Here is a 20,612-nt window from a genome sequence, read left to right as displayed (position 1 = left end):
GCTCACTCCTACAGGGGGACGGTGTTCGCAAATCAATAAACCCCCGGCACCAACCGCCAACTGCGCGCGCAATAAGCTTCGTACTCCGCCCCAAACTGCGCACGCAGCAGGGCTTCTTCCGAATGAATCCGGGCAATCAACGGGATCAACGTCAGCGCCGCGAGCAACAATCCCACCACCGAACGAAACGCCAGCGCCCAGCCCACGGCATTGATCACCAGCCCCAGATAACTCGGGTTGCGCAGGTGCTGATAGATGCCATCCGTCACCAGGCGATGCCCCGGCTGTATCGCCACCAATCCACTGAAGCGCCGCCCCAGCACAAACACTGGCCACAGTCGCAGCGCGCCGCCGACGATAAACAGCAAAGCGCCGAGCCAGCGCACGCCTTCACCACCAAACGTCCAGAAGTTCATCCGGTCGCAATAGGCTGGCAAGAAACCACTGACCAGACCAATCACACCAAAGGCCGGAATCACCCAGCGATTGGCGCGATCTTCACGTTCGCCAGAACTGAGGTTGACCTCACTGAACAGTGAAGCAATCACCATCGCCACCGTCGCCAATGCCACGATCACCAGCGAACCGTGGGAAAAGAACATCGCCACACCGCCAATGCCCCACACCGCCAGACCCAGCCAGGCGAGGGTGGCGAGTACCGCGACGACGGTCATTTGTGCAGACATTTTCATGGCGTTCTCACGGCGGGGTGCTGATCCGTTGAGTGTAGATCCGCCACAAAACCTGTGGGAGCGAGCCTGCTCGCGAAGGCGTTGGATCAGTCAATTTTGATCCTGGATGTGCCGGCCCCTTCGCGAGCAGGCTCGCTCCCACAGGGATCTGCGTCGTACACAGAATGCGAGATCACATCTGAACCTGTGGGAGCGAGCTTGCTCGCGAAGGGGCCATGTCAGTCAGCAGATACCTTGTCGTCAGTCAGGACTTTGCGGAAGGTTTCGACCAGCGGCCGCAAATTTATCCGGTGCCATGCCGCCCACAATGGCGTAGTCAGCGTCAGCCATGGCAGTTCCCGCAACACCACACCGGGCGGTGCGTTATGGCTCAAGCCTTTCTGGATCATCGCAATCCCCAGCCCCGACGCTACCAAACCCAGCGCGGTAAAAGGCTCGGTCGCCTGCATGCGCACATCCGGGGTGAACCCCGCGCGGATGCACGCGCTGACAAACTGATCGTTGGCATCCTGACGCGGCTGCACGCCGATCCATTCCTGCTCGGCCAGATCCTCGGGGTTCAACGCCGCTTGCTGCGCCAATGGATGATGCTCCGGCAACGCCAGCAGCATCGGATCATCCAGCACCTGAAAGCTCAGCAGATCCGGATCGTCATCGGTCGGCGGCTCACTCACCAAGGCAATATCGAGACTACGCTGTCGCAGGCCTTCCAACTGCTCGGCGGAACTGAGGTTGTATAGCGCGACATGCACATTCGGCCGATCGGCGCGCAACACGCGCAAGGCATTGGGCAGGACGCCGGCGTGCATGGCGTTTTCGATATAGCCGATGCACAGGCCGCCTTCTTCGCCGCGCCCCAGACGTTTGCCGAGGGATTCCAGGCGATTGGCGTGGGTCAGCAGGGCGCGGGTTTCGGCGAGGAAGGTCTGACCGTCGCGGGTCAGGCGAATGCGTTGCTGGCTGCGCTCGAATAGCGTCAGGCCCAAACGCTCTTCGAGCTGGGCGATCTGCCGGCTCAGTGGCGACTGGGAAATATGGAGCCGTTCGGCGGCGCGGCCGACGTGTTCTTCCTCGGCGACGACCACGAAGTAGCGCAATTGGCGGATGTCGATCATGTCAGACCTATAGGGACTCAAGTGCTGCGCATTATGTCTTGGACGGTCTCGGTGTCGCAATCTAGGATCTGCTCAACGGTCACACCGACCCAGAACCTACGAGGAAAATCCAATGAGTTTGAAAGACAAACTGCCCGGCCAACTGGGCTTAGGCACCGCGCCCCTGGGCAACATGTTCCGCGCCATCCCGGAAGCCGAAGCGCAAGCCACCGTGCATGCCGCGTGGGATGCCGGCGTACGTTACTTCGATACCGCGCCGTTCTACGGTTCGGGCCTGTCGGAAATCCGCCTCGGCGAAGCACTGAAGCAATACAAGCGCGACGACTATGTGCTCAGCAGCAAGGTCGGCCGGGTGATTCTCGATGAAGTCGAAGACGCCGCTGCCCGTGATCTTGGCGAGAAAAGCGGCGTATTCGAACACGGTCGCCCGAACAAGATCGTCAATGACTACAGCGCCGACGCGACTATGCGTTCGATCGAAGACAGCCTCAAACGCTTGCAAACCGATCGCCTCGACATCGTCTGGGTGCACGACATCGCTCAGGATTTCTACGGCGATCAATGGCTGGAATACTTCAATCAGGCCCGCACTGGCGCATTCAAAGTGCTGACCCGCTTGCGCGAAGAAGGCGTGATCAACGGCTGGGGCCTGGGCGTGAACAAAGTCGAGCCGTGCGAATTGACCCTTGACCTCAGCGAAGCGCAGCCGGACGGTTTTCTGTTGGCCGGTCGCTACACGCTGCTCGATCACGAACGCCCGTTGCAACGCTTGATGGATTCGGCGCTGGCGCAGAACGTTGAGATCGTCGTCGGTGGCCCTTACAGCTCGGGCATCCTCGCCGGTGGTGCGCACTTCGAATACCAGAAAGCCAGCCCTGACGTCATCGCCAAGGTCGAGCAGATCAAACGCATCGCCGCCGCTTACAACGTCGATATCAAAGCCGCTGCGCTACAGTTCTCGCTGGCCAATCCGGCGGTCGCCGCAGTGATTCCCGGCGCGAGCAAACCCGGTCGAATTGCTGAAGATGTCGCCGCCTTGTCAGCCACTATTCCTGCCGGTTTCTGGCAGGCGATGCGCGACGCCAGACTGGTTAGCGAACGTGCACCATTGCCAATCGATGAGGTGAAAGCATGAAGATTGATCTGAGTGGAAAACTGGCCATCGTCAGCGGCAGCACCGCCGGCATTGGTCTGGGCATCAGCCAGTCGCTGGCCGAATCCGGCGCCACGGTGGTGGTGATCGGCCGCGATACCGCCAAGGTCGAGCAGGCGCTGGCGAGCATTCGCGAGAAGGTGCCGGGCGCGCAATTGCGTGGTTTGACGGCTGATCTGGGCAGCGCCGAAGGTGCGCAAAAACTGTTTGCCGCTGAACCGCGTGCGGACATTCTGGTGAATAACCTCGGCATCTTCGACGCTGTCGATTTCTTTGACGCGCCCGACAGTGAGTGGACGCGTTTCTATGAGGTCAACGTGATTTCCGGCGTGCGCCTGGCGCGGCATTATGTGCCGGCGATGGTCGAACAGGGCTGGGGTCGGGTGATCTTCCTGTCCTCGGAATCCGGCGTCGCCACGCCAGCGGACATGATCAACTACGGCGTGACCAAAAGCGCCAATCTGGCGGTGTCCCACGGTCTGGCCAAACGTCTGGCTGGCACCGGGGTGACCGTCAATGCGATCCTGCCGGGGCCGACCTTCACTGATGGCCTCGAAGACATGCTCAAGGACGCCGCGGCCGAATCCGGGCGTAACCTGCGCGATGAAGCCGACGCCTTTGTGCGCAAGGCCCGTCCAACCTCGATCATCCAGCGCGTGGCGGACGTTGAAGAAGTCGCGCACCTGGTCACCTACATCGCTTCGCCGCTGTCCTCGGCCACCACCGGCGCCGCGTTGCGCGTCGATGGTGGCGTGGTCGACAGCCTCACGATCTGAATTCCCGAGAGAGACGTTTATTTATGCCAACAGCATCTGCAACCATCGACATCCCGGCTTCGGCCGATCAGGTCTGGCAATTGATCGGCGGCTTCAACACGCTGCCCGATTGGCTGCCGTTTATTCCCAACAGTGAACTGAGCGACGGTGGCCGCGTGCGCACCCTGCAAACCGCTGACGGCGGCGTGGTGGTCGAGCGTCTGCAAGCGTTCGACAACGCGGCAAAAACCTACAGCTATTCGATTGAGCAGGCGCCGTTTCCGGCCACGGATTATCTGGCGACGATCAAGGTTGAAGCCCAAGGGCAGGGCGCACGTGTAACGTGGTCGGGGCGCTTCAATGCCAAAGGCGTGAGCGATGAGGAAGTGGTGGCGCTGTTCAGCGGCATCTACCAGGGTGGCCTCGAAGCACTCCGAGCCAATTACCCCGCCTGAGCTGATGATCGTTCCCACGCTCTGCGTGGGAATGCAGCCCGGGACGCTCTGCGTCCCATTCTCAAGCTGGAACGCGGAGCGTCCCTTGAGGCATTCCCACGCAGAGCGTGGGAACGATCATGTCGAGAATCAGGAGTTCTCGATCAGGCTCTGCCGACAATCGAGCACCAGTTTCGCCCCACCGAGATCACTGCTGCCAACTTCAAGACTGAAGCCATGCAAGCTGACAATCGCCGCGACAATCGACAGCCCCAAACCAAAGCCACCCTGCGGCTGCCCACCTTCGGCGCGATAAAAGCGCTGGAACACCGCTTCACGTTCGGCCTCGGGAATCCCCGGCCCTGAGTCGTGCACTTCAATCCGCGTCTGCCCACCCGCGTTGACTCCACGCAGCATCACCGTGCCGCCCGGTGGCGTGAACTTGATCGAGTTGCTGAGCAGATTCGCCAACGCCTCGAACAACAGCGCCCGGTCGCCATTCAGCGCCGGCAATGTTTCCGGCATGTTCAGCTCGAAACGCAGTTCGCCTTCTTCGGCCAGCGGCAGGTAAAACTCATGCAGTTCTTCCAGCAGTTGCACCGGGTCGAGTTCGACAAAACCCGAGCGACGCTGACGATCCTCCAGTTCGGAAATCCGCAACAACCCGCGAAAGCGCGCCATCAGCGTATCGGCTTCTGCGAGCACCAGATCCAGCTGCGCCGCTTCCTGCGAGCCTTCGCCAGCCTGCTGCTGCATGCGATACAACTGCGCGCGCAGGCGCGTCAGCGGCGTGCGCAAATCATGGGCGATGTTGTCGCAAACGCCTTTGACTTCATTCATCAAACGCTCGATGCGTTCGAGCATGGCGTTGACGATCGCGGCGAGCATGTCCAGTTCATCGCGGCGATTGGACAGCGGTAATCGATGAGTCAGATCGCCGGCGACAATCGCCTGGGCGCTGTCCTGAATCGCTCGAATCCGCCGCAACGGTCGGCGCCGCAGCAAATGCCAGCCGGCAATGCCCGGCAGAATTGTCAGCGACACGCCCCAGAACAACGCATGCAAAATGATCCGCGTGACGGCGAACAACGAGCCGTTGTCGCGCAGCAACACCAGCCAGCGGCCGTCGCGGGTTTGCGTGGCCACTGCGTCGCAGCTGTCATTGGGCAAGGTCGGATCATCGGAATTGGCGCAGTCGGCGAGCATGTGGATCTTGCCGTCCAGCGGCAGACCCTCGGGGATCTGCTGCAACGCGCCGCCGAGGTAAACGCCGTCGGCATCGAACAAGCCATAGGCGTCGATGCCGCGAATATCGAAAGTCATGCTGGCGGCGAGCGCGTCTTCCAGCTGTTCGCCGCGAAAGTGCGAGAACAGGTGCTGACGTTGCATCAGCGAATGTTTGGCGAGGTTGTCGAGGTAGCCGGAGACTTCGTAATACATGACCCCCATGAGGATCGCGCTCCAGGCCACAAACAGCGAACTGTACAGTGCCAGCAAGCGGCTGCTGGAGGAACGCCAGCCGTCAGACGGGTTCGGCAATGACATAGCCGGAGCCCCGTACCGTGCGGATCAGCGGCACATGGCCGACGGCGTCGATCTTCTTGCGCAGACGGCCGATGTGCACGTCGATCAGGTTGGTGCCGGGGTCGAAGTGATAACCCCAGACCTCTTCGAAAATCATCATCCGCGAAAGGATCTGGCCGCTGTTGCGCATGAGGAATTCGAGCAACTTGTACTCGGTCGGCAACAGCGTCAGCACTTGTTCGGCACGGCGCGCTTCGTGGCTGATCAAGTCCAGTTCGAGGTCGGCTACCTGCAGGGTCGTCGCTTGAGTCGCGCCGCTGTTCTGCCGACGCAGCAACACTTCAACCCGTGCGGCCATTTCATCGGTGGCGAACGGCTTGGTCAGGTAGTCATCGCCGCCGGCCCGCAAGCCGCGTACGCGCTCGTCGACATCGGAGAGGGCGCTGATCATCAGAATCGGTGTGGCCACGCCCATGGTGCGCAGGGTGGTGACGATGGCCAGGCCATCGAGTTCGGGCAGCATGCGGTCAAGGGTGATCAGGTCGTAGTTGCCGCTCACGGCGCGGTCGAGGCCTTCGCGGCCATTGTCGACCCAGTCGACGTCGAGTCCGTGGCTGCTCAGTTCGGCGACGATTTCCCGTGCGGTCACGGCGTCGTCTTCGATGGTCAAGATACGAGTCATAGGCAGGCCTGCTGATCGGTTCAAACGGAATGGCAGCATTTTGCCAAGAAAATCCGCTGACGCTTTAAATTAACTTTCATGTTCACCTGTCACAAACGCAAATTTCGAGCGTGATGGGTATTTGAGGCCAATGCATAAAACCCGCTGTTATCCGGCAGTTGTTGCAATTTGCAAGGTTTTCGGAAGTTCATTCTTTATAACTGGCTGAAATTAAAGGATTTATTTAATTCTCTCGACTGGCACGGTCACTGCAATTCCTCTGATGACGAGTTGTAACACCATTTTTCATGCCTGGAGCAGAACAACAATGAATAGATCCCCTGATGGGTTTTATCCCGCCGTTGAAGAGTCGAGCAGCGTTTCAGGCGTGTCCTGGGGCGCGATCTTCGCCGGTGCGGCGGCTGCCGCTGCACTGTCGATGATTTTGGTCTTGCTCGGATTCGGTTTGGGTTTCTCTGCTGTTTCACCGTGGGCCGGAGAGGGCGTCAGCGCCAAGGGCTTGGGCATTTCCACGATCGTCTGGCTGGCGGCGACGCAAATCATCGCTTCCGGCATGGGCGGCTACATCGCCGGTCGCCTGCGGGTGAAGTGGGCGAACATGCACGGCGATGAAGTGTATTTCCGCGACACCGCGCACGGCTTCCTTGCCTGGTGTGTGGCTACATTGGTTACCGCAGTGCTGGTGGTCGGTTCGGTCAGCAGCGTCATCAGTGGTGGTGTCCAGGCCGGTGCCAGTGTTGCTGGCGGTGCTGCCAGCGCGATGACCCAAGCGGCCGGTACCGCTGCGGCGAACACCGATAGTAACCAGTACGGTTACTACATCGACAGCCTGTTCCGCGATGACCGTCCGGCGTCCGTCAGCGATGACGCGGCCCATGGTGCCGTGGCCCGGATCTTTGCGCAAAGCCTGGCCAACGGTCAGATGAGTGCCGAAGACCGTACCTACCTTGCGCAACTGGTCGCCCAACGGACCAACCTGACTCAAGCCGATGCCGAGCGCCGCGTCGATGAGATCTACGCCCGCACTCAGAAAGCCCTGGCCGACGCCAAGCTGAAAGCTCAACAAGCCGCCGACACCGCCGCGAAAGTCGCTGCCTGGACCTCGCTGTGGATGTTCGTCTCGCTGTTGGCCGGTGCGTTCTTCGCCAGCCTCGCAGCCACCTTCGGCGGTCGCCGCCGCGATGCGGTCGAGTACGTTGAAGTCGACACTTACACCACGACCACTCCAGTCCGTTAAACAAGGAGCATCACCATGCGCTCACTACTGCTGTTCTTCCTTGGCGTACCGATCCCGATCATCATCCTGATCGCCCTGTTCGTGCACTGATTGCTCCATTGAGGCCCATGCCTCGGCCGCTTCCACCTTCGGGTGGAAGCGGCTTTTTGCTTTCTTCGGGGGCAAAAGCGAGAATCGCCGCCGGAAGTGGATTGGCCGCTTTTACCTCTCTTTAAGGATGAACACGTTGGACAAGAAGGAAATCAAACGCCAGTTGGTTGAGATGCTCGAAGCCGGGCGCTCGAAAACCGAAACGTTCAAAGCGTTGTCGGGCGGTGCGGTCAAAGATCGCGTGTTGGCGGCCTGGATCGGGGGGCGTTCGGATCCGGCCCTCAGAGCAAAGCATTCACTCAAAGTCACCCTGCTGATCGTGTTGACCTGCATTCAGGCATTGATCGGCTCAGTCGTCGGTTTCTTCCTGTTCTACGACGCAAGCGCCGGTCTGGCACTGACCATGTTGCTGATCGCTGGTGGCATTCCGTTGTTGTTTGCATGGGGCTTCTACAAGAACGTGGCGGCGGCTTACACCGTTTACGTGCTCCTCACCATCAGTCAGGTGTCACGCATGTTCAAGGGCTATGAGGAAGATCCGCTGTCGACCGTGATTGCCGTCGGCATCACTCTGGCCATGGTGTTCTACGCCGCCTGGATCAAATCCCTGCTGTTCCCGGACCTGGGCTTCATCGGCGCGAAGAAGATCAAAGGGCAGTTCGTCTTCTCCAATTGATCGTTGGACAATCCAACTGCTTTCACTGGCCTGGATCAATATTTCGAGCGGCGAGATCGCCTAACGTAAATGATCCCGGCCTTTGCTGAGGTATGAACTACAGTGCTTCACGCGCACCTTGTTGCGCTGACGGAGTACGCGTCGACGCCCCAATCACAGCAACAATAAACGCGTCGACACGCTGTAGTGCAGCAAGGAGCTGACACCACCTCAACCGAACCTTCACGGATGAATATTGCAATGCACTGCCAACCAAGATCTTTTGATATCCAGCCTTTGGCGCAGGCGGATATGACCGTTCACATCAACGGCCAAGCGGTCACCGCCGCCATCGGCGAAACCGTCCTCAGCGTTATCCAGTCTCTCGGCGTACGCCAGATCGCACGTAACGACCACAACCAGATCACCGGCGCCTATTGCGGCATGGGCGTGTGCCAGTGCTGTCTGGTGAAAATCAATGGCCGGCACAAACGTCGTGCCTGCCAGACCGTGGTGCGTGACGGCATGCAGATCGAAACCCAAGTCAACCGCATCACCGCGCAGGAGGTGGTCGTATGAGCCTGCAACCGGTGATTGTCGGCGGCGGCCCGGCGGGGATGGCGGCGGCCATCGAACTGGCGCGCCACGGTGTGCGCTGCACCTTGCTCGAAGAAGCTTCGCGCCTTGGCGGCGTGGTCTATCGCGGGCCGTTGCGTGACGGCGTGCAACTGGATTATCTCGGCCCGCGTTACTCCGAAGCGCTGGGCAAACTGCACGGTGATTTTCAGGAGCAGGCCGGGCTGATCGACGTGCGCCTCAACCATCGCGTGGTCGGCGCCGAAGGCACCCGCGCCCTGGTGGTGCTGGATGGCGACGAGCAACTGCACGAGATCGAGTATCCGCAATTGCTCTTGGCCGCCGGTTGCCACGAACGCAGCGTGCCGTTCCCCGGCTGGACCTTGCCGGGGGTGATCATGCTCGGCGGCCTGCAACTGCAAATCAAAAGCGGTGTGGTCAAGCCGCAAGGGCCGGTGATCATCGCCGGCACCGGGCCGCTGCTGCCGCTGGTGGCGACACAACTGCATGCCGCGGGCGTCAGCGTTGCGGGCGTGTATGAGGCCTGTGCGTTCGGCAAGATCGCCCGTGAAAGTCTGGCGCTGCTGAATAAACCGCAGCTGTTTCTCGACGGTTTGAGCATGCTCGCCTACCTGAAACTGCACGGTATCTCGATGAACTACGGCTGGGGCGTGGTCGAGGCCCACGGCGAGGGCGAGCTGAAAAGCGTCAGCGTCGCGCCATATTCGGCCACTTGGGAACCGGACATGAGCCGCGTCGAGCGCTTCGAAGCCAAGACCCTCGCGGTCGGTTACGGCTTTATTCCGCGCACCCAACTGAGCCAGCAGATGGGTCTGGATCATGGCTTCAGCGACGACGGTTATCTGCGCGCCAACGCGAACGTCTGGCAGCAGAGCAATGAACCCCACGTGCATCTGGCCGGCGACATGGGCGGGATTCGCGGCGGTGAAGCTGCGATGCTCGCCGGCAAGATCGCGGCGACCTCGATTCTCCTGCAACGCGGTGTCCTCGAGGAGGAACTGGCTCGCGTGCGCCGCGACCGCTACTTGAGCAAACTCAAAGCCATCGTGCGTTTCCGCGCCGCCGTGGATCGCTACACCGAACGCGGCGTCGGCCAGACCGCATTGCCCGCCGCCGACACGGTGATCTGTCGCTGTGAACACGCGACCCGCGCCGACATCGACCTGGCGCTGGAGCAGGGCGTGCAAGACATCGCCAGCCTGAAAATGCGCACCCGCGTGAGCATGGGCGATTGCCAGGGGCGCATGTGTGTCGGCTACTGCAGCGACCGCTTGCGCCAGGCCACCGGCCGCAAGGACGTCGGTTGGCTGCGCCCGCGTTTCCCGATTGATCCGATTCCTTTTTCCGCGTTCCAGTCTGTCGGCACGGAGGCCGCTGCCCATGAGTAAGTTCTATGACGTGGTCATTGCCGGTGGCGGCGTGATCGGGGCGTCCTGCGCCTATCAATTGTCCAAGCGCAAAAACCTCAAGGTCGCGCTGATCGATGCCAAGCGACCGGGCAACGCGACGCGTGCTTCGGCCGGTGGTTTGTGGGCGATCGGTGAGTCGGTCGGCCTCGGCTGCGGGGTGATTTTCTTCCGCATGATGTCGGCCAACCGCAAGCGCGAAACCCAGGGCGCGGCGGTGGCCGTGGATGCGAGCACGCCGCACATTCTGCCGGAGTCGTTTTTCGATTTTGCTTTGCAGTCCAACGCGTTGTACCCGGCGTTGCACCGAGAGCTGAAAGACAATCACGGCATGGATTTCAAGTTCGAAAAGACCGGGCTGAAGTTCGTCATCTATGACGATGAAGACCGGCTCTACGCCGAGCACATCGTCGGTTGCATTCCGCATCTGGCCGATCAGGTGCGCTGGCTCGATCAGGCGGCGCTGCGCGAGTCCGAGCCGAGCGTCAGCCATGAAGCACGCGGGGCGCTGGAGTTTCTCTGCGACCATCAGGTCAGCCCGTTCCGCCTCGCCGACGCCTACATGGAAGGCGCACGGCAGAACGGCGTCGACATTTTCGTCAACACCAACGTCACCGGCGTGTTGCACCACGGCAGCCGCGTCACCGGTGTGCAAACGGCCGAAGAGGGCGTGTTCCACTGCAAGACGCTGATCAACGCCGGCGGTGCCTGGGCGGCGGACTTGAGTGAATGGGCCACGGGTATTCGCATCCCGGTGAAGCCGGTGAAAGGCCAGATCCTGCTGACCGAGCGCATGCCGAAGATCCTCAACGGCTGCCTGACCACCAGCGACTGCTACGTGGCGCAGAAGGACAACGGCGAGATCCTGATCGGCAGCACCACCGAAGACAAAGGCTTCGACGTCACCACCACCTACCCGGAAATCGCCGGGCTGGTGCAGGGCGCGGTGCGGTGTCTGCCGGAGCTCAAGGATGTCAATCTGAAACGCACGTGGGCGGGCTTGCGTCCGGGCTCGCCGGATGAGTTACCGATTCTCGGGCCGATGCGTGGGGTGGAAGGGTATTTGAATGCCTGCGGGCATTTCCGCACCGGGATTCTGACCTCGGCGATTACTGGCGTGTTGCTGGATAAGCTGGTCAACGATGAACCGCTGCCGCTGGACATCACGCCGTTTCTGGCGGATCGCTTTGCAGCAGCCCCGGTCAAGCAGGAGCGCACGCTAGAGCCTGCTTGACTCAAATCCCCTGTGGGAGCGAGCCTGCTCGCGAAGGCAATCTGTCAGTAACGAATAAGTTGACTGACACACCGCTTTCGCGAGCAGGCTCGCTCCCACATGGGGTTCTGGGTGTGGCTCAGGATTTGCGGGATTCTTCTTCCAGTTGGTCGGATTCGAACAACCGCGCCAGTTCCGCCCGGGCTTCCTGGGCGGTTTGCAGGACTTTGGCCGCGTCGTCGTAGATCGCGTGCTGTGCCTCCAGCACCTGTTCGTCGTGGTGCTTGAAGCGCTTGATCCGCGCATCGGCCTGGGCCTGGGTCAAACCGAGGCCGACCAAGGTGCGTCGACTCATTTCCAGACTCGAGTAATAGGTTTCACGAATCGCTTCCGCGCCAACATCCACCAAGCGGTGCACATGCTGACGGTTACGTGCCCGGGCGATGATCTTCATGTGCGGATACAGCTTGCGCACCACCTCGGCGGTCTTGATGTTGGTGTCTGGATCGTCCGTGGCAATCACGAAATATTCCGCCTCGCCAACCTTGGCCGCATTGAGAATTTCCGGGCGCATCGGGTCGCCGTAGAACACCGGCACACCGCCGAAACTGCGCGACAGTTCGATGGTTTCCACCGAAGTGTCCAGTGCGACGAATTTGATGTTCTGCGCCCGCAGAATCCGCGCGACGATCTGGCCCATCCGGCCCATGCCGGCGATCACCACACGCGGGGTGTCAGTGTCGATCTCACGGTATTTTTCCGGCACTTCCACCGGCTGCACTTTCGGGCTGACCAGCCGCGCGCAGATCAGCAGCAACAACGGCGTCACCGCCATCGACAGGGTGATGGTCAGCACCAGCAAGTCATACAGGCGCGGTTCGAACAGACCCTGATCACGACCGATCTTGAACACCACAAAGGCAAATTCACCACCCGCCGCCAAGACGATACCGAGGCGTATTGCACTGACCTTGTTCAAGCCACCGGCCAGACGCCCGACGACAAACAGCAGCGGCAATTTCAGACCGATCAACAGCAGCGTCAGCCCCAACACGGTGATCGGCGCGCTGAGCAGCAAACTAAGGTTGGCGCCCATGCCGACGCTGATGAAAAACAGCCCGAGCAGCAAACCTTTGAACGGCTCGATCTGCGCTTCCAGCTCATGGCGATACTCCGAATCCGCCAACAGCAAACCGGCAAGAAACGCCCCCAGCGCCATCGACACACCGACCAGATCCATCAACCACGCCGTGCCGATCACCACCAGCAACGCCGTGGCCGTCGACACTTCCGGCAAACCGGTTTTCGCCACCACGCGGAACACTGGCCGCAACAGATAACGCCCACCGACCACGACCACGGCGATACCGCCGAGCACTTGCAGCGCGTGATTCAGACTTTCGGCATTGCTGGTGTCCTGAGCACCACCGGCAAGCATCGGCACCAGCGCAATCAGCGGGATCGCGGCGATGTCCTGAAACAGCAAAATCGCAAACGCCAGCCGCCCGTGTGGGCTGGTCAATTCTTTGCGCTCGGCCAGACTTTGCAGACCGAATGCCGTCGAGGACAGCGCCAGACCAAGGCCAAGCACAATCGCACTGTTCAACGGTTGGCCAAATACCGACAACGCCAGCACGCCAATCACCGAAGCCGTCAGCAGCACCTGCGCCAGACCGACGCCGAACACCGATTTGCGCATCACCCACAAGCGTCGCGGCGACAGCTCAAGACCAATGATGAACAGCAGCAACACCACGCCCAGTTCGGAAATATGCGCGACGCTTTGCGGATTGCCGATCAGGCCCAACACCGACGGGCCGATAATCACGCCGGCAAACAGATAACCGAGCACGGCGCCCAATTGCAGACGTTTGGCCAAAGGCACGGTGAGCACGGCCGCGAACAGAAACACGACGGCGGCTTGCAACAGATTGCCTTCATGGGGCATGGGGTTACTCCTGACAACGGTACGGCGGGGGGTGACAAGGATAAGGGCTACAGCGACTTTTCATCCACCGAAGATCCCCTGTGGGAGCGAGCCTGCTCGCGAATGCGGAGTGTCAGCCAGCATAGTTGTCACTGACAGAACGCATTCGCGAGCAGGCTCGCTCCCACAGGGATCTTGGTTTTAACCTGTAATAATTTGCATCAATTAGTTACATTTATAACCTCTGCGTATCAATCCCCGAGTCCCGCCATGGCCATCAACTTCGACCTCAACGACCTGCAAGCCTTCCGTGCCGTGGTCGAGCAGGGCAGTTTCCGCAAGGCCGCCGACACCGTGCGCCTGTCGCAACCGGCCTTGAGCCGGCGCATCGAAAAGCTCGAAGACGCCCTCGGTGTCAAACTCTTCGAACGCACCACGCGCAAGGTCAGCCTGACCCAGGCCGGGCGCGGTTTCATGCCCAGCGTTGAGCGTTTGCTCGATGATCTGGATGTCGCGTTGCTGGGCATCAGCGAAGTCGCTTCGACCCGTTTGGGCCATGTCACCGTCGCTTGCGTGCCTTCGGCGGCGTACTACTTCATGCCCCGTGTGATCGCGCGCTATCACCAGCAATTCCCGCGCATCAAAGTCAAAGTGCTCGACTCCAGCGCGCACGATGTGTTGAGTGCGGTGGTCAATGGCGAGGCGGATTTCGGTTTGAGTTTTCTCGGCACGCAGGATGCCAAAGTCGAGTTCGAACCGCTTGTGCAGGAGTGCTACGTCGTCGCCTGTCGCCGCGATCATCCGTTGGCCGAACGCAGCAGTGTGAGCTGGGACGAGTTCTATCAGCAGGATTACATCTCGCTCGACAAGACCTCCGGCAACCGTTTTCTGCTCGATCAGGCGTTGAGCACGGTGGTGCCGCAGCGTTCGAGCATCTGCGAAACCCGGCATGTGACGACGATGATCGGTCTGGTGGAGGCGGGGTTGGGCGTGGCGGCGGTGCCGCTGATGGCGATGCCCGGGCCGGATCATCCGATCCTGACACGGGTGCCATTGACCGATCCGCAAGTGATGCGCAGTGTCGGCATCATCAAGCGCCGGGGTCGTACGCTGACCCCGGCGGCACTGGAACTGGAGCGGCTGGTGATAGAAATGAAAGTCCAGCCGCCAACAATCAGCGCTTGACCGAATCCAGTCCGGTGGCTTGCACGTCAGCTTGTGCGGCCGGCGCGGCGAGGTAGGCGAGCAGGGCTTTGGCCTTTTCTGGATGCTGCGCGCCGACTGGAATCCCGGCGGCAAAACGCGTCACCGACTGCACCGATTCCGGAATCTTCGCGACGAAACTCACGCCCGGCACCGGCAGCAATTCGCTGACCTGCTGGAAGCCCAGTTGATAGTCGCCAGTGGCAACCACCGAGCCGACCGGTACTTTCGGGATCATTTTTGCCTTCGGTTTCAGCTGATCTTCGATGCCCAGTTTCTTGAACAACTGCTGCTCGATGTACACGCCGCTGGCGCTGTCGGAGTAGGCCACCGACTGTGCGTCGAGCAAGGTTTTCTTCAAGGCGGCGACGCTGCTGATGTCCGGTTTCGGCGCGCCTTCGCGCACCACCAGGCCGATCCGCGAATCCGCCAGCTCAACGCGCGAGGCCGGGTCGACCTTGCCTTGTTTGATCAAGTCGTCGAGGGCGTAGCCGACCATGATCACCACGTCGGCGTGCTCACCGCGGGCGAGACGATTGGGGATCGCCTCGGGTGCTTTGCCCATCGACGGGCCGAGGCTGGTGGTCAGGGTGTTGCCGCTGCTGGCAGCGAATTTCGGCCCGAGAATCTTGTAGGCGGCAGTGAAGCCCCCGGAGGTCATCACGCTCAATTCTTCGGCCTGGGCCGCGAGGTTGAACGCGAGACCGGCGAGCAGGGCGGTGACAGTAAACAGTTTTTTCATGGCGAGTTTTCCTCAGGCCGCGACAGGTTGCAGACGACCACCGGCACGGCGGTACAGATAAAGAGTGGCGCACAAGGCACACAGCGCACCGATGCTCATCCAGTAACCCGGCGCGGCTTTGTCGCCGGTGTACTGAATCAGGAAGGTCGACATCGCCGGGGTGAAGCCACCGAAAATGGCGGTTGCCAGGCTGTAGGCGAGGGAGAAACCGGCAACGCGAACCTCGACCGGCATGATCTCGGTGAGCGCCGGAATCATTGCGCCGTTGTACAAACCGTAGATAAACGACAACCACAACAGCGACAGCAGCATGTGGCTGAAGCTCGGCGCCTGCACCAGATACGACAGCGCCGGATAGGTGGTGGCCAGGGCCAGCAGCGACATGGCGATCAGCACTGGGCGACGGCCAACACGGTCGGACAACAGGCCGCCAATCGGCAACCAGAAGAAGTTCGACACACCGACCAGCAAGGTCACCAACAGCGCGTCCGAAGTACTCAGATGCAGCACGGTTTTGCCGAAGGTCGGCGCGTACACGGTGATCAGGTAAAACGCGGTGGTGGTCAGCGCAACCATCAGCATGCCGCCAAGTACCACGCCCCAGTTCTGGCCGAGGGTGCGGAACACTTCGCCCATGCTCGGGCGGTGTTTGCGTGCAGCGAATTCTTCGGTTTCCGCCAGGTTACGGCGCAGGAAAAAGATGAACGGCACGATCATGCAGCCAACGAAAAACGGAATCCGCCAGCCCCAATCGGCCACCACCTCCGGCGCCATCCACGCGTTCAACGCATAGCCCAACGCGGCGGCGACAATGATCGCCACTTGCTGACTGGCCGACTGCCAAGCGGTGAAGAAACCTTTGCGACCCGGCGTGGCGATCTCGGCGAGGTACACCGACACACCGCCCAATTCCGCCCCGGCCGAGAAGCCTTGCAGCAAGCGCCCGATCAACACCAGCGCTGGCGCAAACAGGCCGATGCTTTCGTAACCGGGCACCAGCACAATCAAGATCGTGCCACTGGCCATGATCGACAGGGTAACGATCAAACCTTTGCGTCGACCGACATCATCGATGTACGCACCGAGCACGATGGCGCCCAGCGGACGCATCAAAAAGCCTGCGCCGAACACCGCAAAGGTCATCATCAGGGAAGCGAACTCACTGCTCGCCGGAAAGAACACCGCCGCGATCTGCGTGGCGTAGAAGCCGAACAGAAAGAAGTCGAACTGTTCGAGGAAGTTGCCCGAGGTCACCCGGAAAATGGCGCCGGCCCGCGAGCCGTTGTGTGGGATTGAGGCTGTCATAGAAAAGTACTCCACCGCTTTTATGACGTGCGCGACGGGAGGGCGGCGCACGGTTTTTATTGAGGCGGATGGTGGCTCAGGTGTAACAGGATGTTAATTGCATTGTTGGCATGGATTGATGTGCAAAGTGGATCAATTCGTCTATGTCGATACCGCGGACCATTGTGGGAGCGAGCCTGCTCGCGAAAGCGGTGGCCCAAACAATGAAGATGTTGAATGTGCCGGCCCCTTCGCGAGCAGGCTCGCTCCCACAGGTTTTGTCGCACCTGCAAACTCAGGACATTGCAACTTCATGGTGAGCAGTGTCACGGGTGCTGTTAGCCATTTCGGCGTGTGCGGCAAGCAATGGTGGCAGCGGGCAGTCGAGCAAGTCCGCGACGGCGCGAAACAGTTCTGCTTCAGCCACGGTGATCACGCCATCGTGCATCACGCAGCGGGTCATGGCATCGAGCAGTGCGGGACGTTCCTCTGGCATCAGATGACGAAGACGCTTGATCGCCGCTTCCAGCCCCACCAGATCTTCAAGTTCGGCGCGCATTTCCTCGGGCTGTTCGAACGCAAGACCTTGCCAGGCAAACTGAATGGCCTGCGACGCTGCCGATAGATTGTCCTGTCCGGCTCGGGCCATTGCGGTTAACAGTGCCATGAGTTCTTCGGCGCACTGGAACAGTCCGAATTTGAATTGCACCGGTGTCGCGCCTTCAACATTGCGCTCGACGATGCGCAACAGCGTCCACTCCAGCAACTCTGTTTCGTTATCCGCTTCGATCAGCAAATTCAGGTTGTGCTTGACCTTTGCAAAGGATTTTTTGCCAAGCTCTCGCAGACTCGGGATGGTCAGATCCAGCAATGGCAGGCGCAGGCCGGGACTCAGCGACAACAGCGGTTCACGCAGCTGATTCAAATAGTCGAACACCGTTGCGTCGATTTCCGACTTCAGTAGCTCGACTTGCATGCCCAGCAGGGAGGTTGAACGCGACAGCAGCAGGCCATACACAACGGCCTGGGCGCCTTCAGTATTGCGTGCTGCCATTTTGAGTGCGTGCGGAATGTCTTCCAGCACGCGGCGAGCTTCCAGCAGGTGTTCTGGCTGCGGGGCGCCAATGGCCGCCACGGAGGTCTGAACCGCGTTCATGTCGTAGAGCACCGACTTGGCCGCAGCGGGGATGCCGCCGAATGCATCGGGCACAGGCAGAGCGACCGAAGGTTGTGCATCTGCGGGCGGCGCCGCCACTTTGATGAAGCTGCCATCCCATTGCGCATCGACCCGACGGATCCGCTCATTCAAATCCGGATGGGAAGCCGTCGAGTCGGTGCTCGAGTACCCCGGTCCGAAATACAAATGGCTGTATTCCTCCGCGCGCGCGGAATTGATGCGTGCACCCAGTTCATAACCACTAATTTTCTTCAACGCACCGGCGATGCTTTGCGGGTTGCGGGTGTATTGCACCGCCGTAGCATCGGCGAGAAATTCACGCTGTCGACTGATTGCAGATTTGATCATATTGCCAAAAATCGTCCCCGCGATACCCACAAACAACAGTACAAAACCAATCAACATCGGTATCGCGACGAACTTGCTGCGCTGCAGCGGGGTTTTGCCGACCTGCTCGGTGCCTTCCAGGATATAGCTGCCGGTCAACCCGAGAACCATGATCCCGTGGACGATGGCAATCAGTCGGGTGTTGAGGCGCATGTCACCGTTATAGATATGACTGAACTCGTGGGCGATCACTCCTTGCAGCTCTTCGCGGGTCAATACATTGATCGCGCCCTGAGTGACGCCGATGACGGCGTCCTGTGGTGTGAGTCCCGCCGCGAAGGCGTTGATGCCCAGATCGGGCAGCAAGTACACCGAGGGCACGGCGGTGCCGGAGGCGATGGCCATTTCTTCCACCACGTTCATCAATCGCTGCTCTTCCAGCGTCTGCGCGCTGTGGTTGATCAAGCGCCCGTCGAGGCGCCGCGCAACCACTTTGCCGCCTTCTGACAACTCCATGAGTTTGGACAGACTGCCCAGCAGCACGATGCCGACGACCACGGCTGACACGGTCATGACCAGTTGCCGGTCGAGCTCCAGATCCATCAGGACTTTACCGCTGCCATCCTCGACCGGAATGGTCATCAGCACGCATGACACTGCGATCAGGCTGAGCACCGCCATGAACATCAAGAAAATGAGGTACACGGTGCGGCGCTTGGCCCGGCGCTGTTGTTCAAAGAAATTCATGTTGCCATCCGTTGGCTGGGGGTCAGAACGAAACCTTTGGCGCTTCCTGAATGGCCGCGCTGTCAGCGAACGTCAACGCCGAGGCATCGGCACCATGGCCGAACATCGGGGCGAGCAAGGCTGCCGGGAAACTTTGCTTGAGCGTGTTGTAGGTCATCACTGCATCGTTGTAGGCCTGGCGGGCAAAACTGACTTTGTTTTCGGTGCTGCTCAGCTCTTCACTCAGCTGCTGCATGTTTTGCGACGCTTTGAGTTCCGGGTACGCTTCAACCGTTACATTCAGCCGGCCCATGGCATTGCTCAGCGCGCTGTCGGCCTGGCCCAGTTGCGCGATGTTCTGGGCATTGCCCGGCTGCGCCTGAGCGGCCTGAAGACCGGCGACGGCGTTGTTGCGCGCGGCAATCACCGCTTCCAGGGTTTCGCGCTCGTGGGCCATATAACCCTTGGCGGTGGCCACCAGATTGGGTATCAGGTCATAACGGCGCTTGAGTTGTACTTCGAGTTGCGCGAAGGCGTTTTTGATTTGATTGCGTCGAGCGACGAGGCTGTTGAAAAGGAAGATGGCATAGAGGGCGAGGAGGCCGCCAACGACCAAAAGGATGACGAGGGTGCTGTTCACGGTGATGTCCTTGTTCACACGGTGGAATGGGGCGCGGCATGTTAGCGCAAATGCAAAAAAACAAGGAATGATTCCCGAACCCGGCAGTCCGAGTTCAGGTAGCACACATCTCAGGAGGTTCACCGATGAACAGCAAAACCCTAATCGCCAGCCTGGCCCTCGTCGCCGGCATTGCCGGGATCAGCCCACTTGTTCAAGCGGCGCAAACCTCAAATGAACAGGCCGTGCAATCGCCCACCAGCGATCGAGAGTTGAAGGTCAACGACCGTGCGCCTGAAATGTATCAGCGCAAGGACAAGGCCCTGCAAAACTGGAAAGCCAAAGGTCTGAAAGCACCCATCGATCAGGCCCAATGGGTGCAGATCAACGACAAGTACGTGATGGTGATGATTACCAACGGGACAATTGTCGAGATGCAACCGGTCGAGCGTTAACCCCGGTCATAATTGGCCACGGATGGCCGATTGCATTCGAACGCCGTTCCTGTAAAACAGCGGACCTCTGGATAAGGGGCAAGGGATTGGACAAGAAACCGCTTTACCGCAAAATCAACACTCGCACCTGGGGTGTTCGCCGCAATGATTTGGTCGCCCGTTACCGCGATCAACGCAATACCAAAACCGCAAGCCGCAGCGAAGCCATGCGAAGTTCGATGCATCCAGGCAAGCAATACGGAAGAGACTACACCCCGCTTTTTCGCTTCTTGTTGTCTCGCGTTGGCGGTCAATGGGATTCCATTTTCAGCGAGGCTGTCGCGCGACTTGATCAATCGGCCCCAGTGTTCTGGATGGTTGCCATCGATGAAGAAGATCGTCAGGAAATCGTGCGATTGGGTGAATCCAGTTATTTCAGTGGGCTGTATGTCGACGAGCAGAATCGCCTGCAAATGGTCAATCCGAATCTGAAGGCGCAGGACATGACGCCGCGTTGCGAGTGCTGTACGCATACATTCAACGGTGTTGTTTTCGGCCAAACGGAAAGCTTTGGCCCACGCAAATTGCCAGGTGTCGGTGCAGAAGACTCGCCTGCATGA

The 20,612-nt window shown here is 60.1% G+C and carries 20 protein-coding genes; 11 read left to right on the top strand and 9 right to left on the bottom strand.

The annotated features are described in order from the left end of the window. Nucleotides 1–32: 32 nt before the first annotated feature. A complete protein-coding gene (locus tag CCX46_RS18820; protein ID WP_127928840.1) occupies nt 33–692 on the bottom strand; it encodes a methyltransferase family protein in 660 nt (219 codons plus the stop codon). Between the two features lie 218 nt (nt 693–910). Then, nucleotides 911–1,807: a LysR substrate-binding domain-containing protein gene (locus tag CCX46_RS18815; RefSeq protein WP_127928838.1), complete on the bottom strand. Its 897-nt coding sequence runs from the start codon at nt 1,805–1,807 to the stop codon at nt 911–913. Nucleotides 1,808–1,919: 112 nt separating this feature from the next. On the opposite strand from CCX46_RS18815, the gene CCX46_RS18810 reads away from it, so the two are divergent. Genes CCX46_RS18810 through CCX46_RS18800 form a run of 3 tightly spaced genes read left to right on the top strand, consistent with a single transcriptional unit; the run spans nt 1,920 to nt 4,170 of the window. Continuing rightward, a complete protein-coding gene (locus tag CCX46_RS18810; RefSeq protein WP_127928836.1) occupies nt 1,920–2,942 on the top strand; it encodes an aldo/keto reductase in 1,023 nt (340 codons plus the stop codon). Next, complete coding sequence (locus tag CCX46_RS18805; RefSeq protein ID WP_127928834.1) at nt 2,939–3,736, top strand: SDR family NAD(P)-dependent oxidoreductase; 798 nt, start codon at nt 2,939–2,941, stop codon at nt 3,734–3,736. Before CCX46_RS18810 ends, CCX46_RS18805 begins: the two co-directional genes overlap by 4 nt. 23 nt (nt 3,737–3,759) lie before the next feature. Further along, nucleotides 3,760–4,170 carry an SRPBCC family protein gene (locus CCX46_RS18800; RefSeq protein WP_105708726.1) on the top strand — a complete coding sequence of 137 codons (411 nt, stop codon included), beginning with the start codon at nt 3,760–3,762 and terminating at the stop codon, nt 4,168–4,170. A 129-nt stretch (nt 4,171–4,299) separates the two neighbouring features. On the opposite strand, the gene CCX46_RS18795 is transcribed toward CCX46_RS18800, so the two are convergent. Together CCX46_RS18795 and CCX46_RS18790 are read right to left on the bottom strand one after the other, a co-directional pair. Further along, nucleotides 4,300–5,694 carry a sensor histidine kinase gene (locus CCX46_RS18795; RefSeq protein ID WP_127928831.1) on the bottom strand — a complete coding sequence of 465 codons (1,395 nt, stop codon included), beginning with the start codon at nt 5,692–5,694 and terminating at the stop codon, nt 4,300–4,302. Further along, a complete protein-coding gene (locus tag CCX46_RS18790) occupies nt 5,672–6,355 on the bottom strand; it encodes a response regulator transcription factor (RefSeq protein ID WP_127928829.1) in 684 nt (227 codons plus the stop codon). The genes CCX46_RS18795 and CCX46_RS18790 overlap by 23 nt, the downstream gene beginning before the upstream one ends. A gap of 307 nt (nt 6,356–6,662) precedes the next feature. Here CCX46_RS18790 and CCX46_RS18785 point away from each other — a divergent pair, with 307 nt between their 5' ends. From CCX46_RS18785 to hcnC, 5 genes are all read left to right on the top strand, one after another. Beyond that, nucleotides 6,663–7,592, top strand: coding sequence for a hypothetical protein (locus CCX46_RS18785; protein WP_127928827.1), 930 nt, complete (start codon nt 6,663–6,665; stop codon nt 7,590–7,592). 226 nt (nt 7,593–7,818) lie between these two features. Next, nucleotides 7,819–8,358, top strand: a complete 540-nt coding sequence (locus tag CCX46_RS18780) for a hypothetical protein (RefSeq protein ID WP_127928825.1) — start codon at nt 7,819–7,821, stop codon at nt 8,356–8,358. A 240-nt stretch (nt 8,359–8,598) separates the two neighbouring features. Then, entirely contained in the window at nt 8,599–8,916 is a 318-nt protein-coding gene (gene hcnA / locus CCX46_RS18775; RefSeq protein WP_127928823.1) for a cyanide-forming glycine dehydrogenase subunit HcnA, read from the top strand. Continuing rightward, nucleotides 8,913–10,322, top strand: a complete 1,410-nt coding sequence (gene hcnB, locus CCX46_RS18770; protein WP_127928821.1) for a cyanide-forming glycine dehydrogenase subunit HcnB — start codon at nt 8,913–8,915, stop codon at nt 10,320–10,322. The genes hcnA and hcnB overlap by 4 nt, the downstream gene beginning before the upstream one ends. Continuing rightward, nucleotides 10,315–11,574, top strand: a complete 1,260-nt coding sequence (gene hcnC / locus CCX46_RS18765) for a cyanide-forming glycine dehydrogenase subunit HcnC (protein ID WP_127928819.1) — start codon at nt 10,315–10,317, stop codon at nt 11,572–11,574. The genes hcnB and hcnC overlap by 8 nt, the downstream gene beginning before the upstream one ends. A 118-nt stretch (nt 11,575–11,692) precedes the next feature. On the opposite strand, the gene CCX46_RS18760 is transcribed toward hcnC, so the two are convergent. After that, entirely contained in the window at nt 11,693–13,501 is a 1,809-nt protein-coding gene (locus CCX46_RS18760; RefSeq protein ID WP_127928817.1) for a monovalent cation:proton antiporter-2 (CPA2) family protein, read from the bottom strand. A gap of 249 nt (nt 13,502–13,750) precedes the next feature. On the opposite strand from CCX46_RS18760, the gene CCX46_RS18755 reads away from it, so the two are divergent. Further along, nucleotides 13,751–14,665: a LysR family transcriptional regulator gene (locus CCX46_RS18755; RefSeq protein ID WP_127928815.1), complete on the top strand. Its 915-nt coding sequence runs from the start codon at nt 13,751–13,753 to the stop codon at nt 14,663–14,665. On the opposite strand, the gene CCX46_RS18750 is transcribed toward CCX46_RS18755, so the two are convergent. The 4 genes from CCX46_RS18750 to CCX46_RS18730 form a co-directional block, all read right to left on the bottom strand. Further along, nucleotides 14,655–15,425, bottom strand: coding sequence for a substrate-binding domain-containing protein (locus CCX46_RS18750; RefSeq protein WP_127928813.1), 771 nt, complete (start codon nt 15,423–15,425; stop codon nt 14,655–14,657). The genes CCX46_RS18755 and CCX46_RS18750 overlap by 11 nt on opposite strands. Before the next feature lie 12 nt (nt 15,426–15,437). Beyond that, nucleotides 15,438–16,730 (bottom strand): MFS transporter, encoded by a 1,293-nt coding sequence (gene tcuC, locus CCX46_RS18745; RefSeq protein WP_127928811.1) that lies wholly within the window; start codon nt 16,728–16,730, stop codon nt 15,438–15,440. A gap of 274 nt (nt 16,731–17,004) precedes the next feature. Beyond that, the gene (locus CCX46_RS18735) at nt 17,005–18,960 is read right to left on the bottom strand and encodes a M48 family metallopeptidase (RefSeq protein WP_127928809.1); all 1,956 of its coding nucleotides are present in this window, start codon (nt 18,958–18,960) and stop codon (nt 17,005–17,007) included. Nucleotides 18,961–18,982: 22 nt separating this feature from the next. Beyond that, nucleotides 18,983–19,579: a LemA family protein gene (locus tag CCX46_RS18730; protein WP_176470016.1), complete on the bottom strand. Its 597-nt coding sequence runs from the start codon at nt 19,577–19,579 to the stop codon at nt 18,983–18,985. Nucleotides 19,580–19,704: 125 nt separating this feature from the next. Here CCX46_RS18730 and CCX46_RS18725 point away from each other — a divergent pair, with 125 nt between their 5' ends. Together CCX46_RS18725 and CCX46_RS18720 are read left to right on the top strand one after the other, a co-directional pair. Then, nucleotides 19,705–20,013, top strand: coding sequence for an RcnB family protein (locus CCX46_RS18725; RefSeq protein ID WP_127928807.1), 309 nt, complete (start codon nt 19,705–19,707; stop codon nt 20,011–20,013). Between the two features lie 86 nt (nt 20,014–20,099). Further along, a complete protein-coding gene (locus tag CCX46_RS18720) occupies nt 20,100–20,612 on the top strand; it encodes a hypothetical protein (protein ID WP_127928805.1) in 513 nt (170 codons plus the stop codon).

The organism is Pseudomonas sp. RU47 (assembly GCF_004011755.1).
Taxonomy (GTDB): Bacteria; Pseudomonadota; Gammaproteobacteria; order Pseudomonadales; family Pseudomonadaceae; genus Aquipseudomonas.
The sequence above is the reverse complement of the archived record's forward strand: the minus strand, read 5'-3'. Positions and strand labels throughout refer to the sequence as shown.

Bases quoted from the DNA above. Each gene is read 5' to 3' on its own strand.
- CCX46_RS18820 (WP_127928840.1), bottom strand. From the start codon at position 692: ATGAAAATGTCTGCACAAATGACCGTCGTCGCGGTACTCGCCACCCTC.
- CCX46_RS18815 (WP_127928838.1), bottom strand. From the start codon at position 1,807: ATGATCGACATCCGCCAATTGCGCTACTTCGTGGTCGTCGCCGAGGAA.
- CCX46_RS18810 (WP_127928836.1), top strand. From the start codon at position 1,920: ATGAGTTTGAAAGACAAACTGCCCGGCCAACTGGGCTTAGGCACCGCG.
- CCX46_RS18805 (WP_127928834.1), top strand. From the start codon at position 2,939: ATGAAGATTGATCTGAGTGGAAAACTGGCCATCGTCAGCGGCAGCACC.
- CCX46_RS18800 (WP_105708726.1), top strand. From the start codon at position 3,760: ATGCCAACAGCATCTGCAACCATCGACATCCCGGCTTCGGCCGATCAG.
- CCX46_RS18795 (WP_127928831.1), bottom strand. From the start codon at position 5,694: ATGTCATTGCCGAACCCGTCTGACGGCTGGCGTTCCTCCAGCAGCCGC.
- CCX46_RS18790 (WP_127928829.1), bottom strand. From the start codon at position 6,355: ATGACTCGTATCTTGACCATCGAAGACGACGCCGTGACCGCACGGGAA.
- CCX46_RS18785 (WP_127928827.1), top strand. From the start codon at position 6,663: ATGAATAGATCCCCTGATGGGTTTTATCCCGCCGTTGAAGAGTCGAGC.
- hcnA (WP_127928823.1), top strand. From the start codon at position 8,599: ATGCACTGCCAACCAAGATCTTTTGATATCCAGCCTTTGGCGCAGGCG.
- hcnB (WP_127928821.1), top strand. From the start codon at position 8,913: ATGAGCCTGCAACCGGTGATTGTCGGCGGCGGCCCGGCGGGGATGGCG.
- hcnC (WP_127928819.1), top strand. From the start codon at position 10,315: ATGAGTAAGTTCTATGACGTGGTCATTGCCGGTGGCGGCGTGATCGGG.
- CCX46_RS18760 (WP_127928817.1), bottom strand. From the start codon at position 13,501: ATGCCCCATGAAGGCAATCTGTTGCAAGCCGCCGTCGTGTTTCTGTTC.
- CCX46_RS18755 (WP_127928815.1), top strand. From the start codon at position 13,751: ATGGCCATCAACTTCGACCTCAACGACCTGCAAGCCTTCCGTGCCGTG.
- CCX46_RS18750 (WP_127928813.1), bottom strand. From the start codon at position 15,425: ATGAAAAAACTGTTTACTGTCACCGCCCTGCTCGCCGGTCTCGCGTTC.
- tcuC (WP_127928811.1), bottom strand. From the start codon at position 16,730: ATGACAGCCTCAATCCCACACAACGGCTCGCGGGCCGGCGCCATTTTC.
- CCX46_RS18735 (WP_127928809.1), bottom strand. From the start codon at position 18,960: ATGAATTTCTTTGAACAACAGCGCCGGGCCAAGCGCCGCACCGTGTAC.
- CCX46_RS18725 (WP_127928807.1), top strand. From the start codon at position 19,705: ATGAACAGCAAAACCCTAATCGCCAGCCTGGCCCTCGTCGCCGGCATT.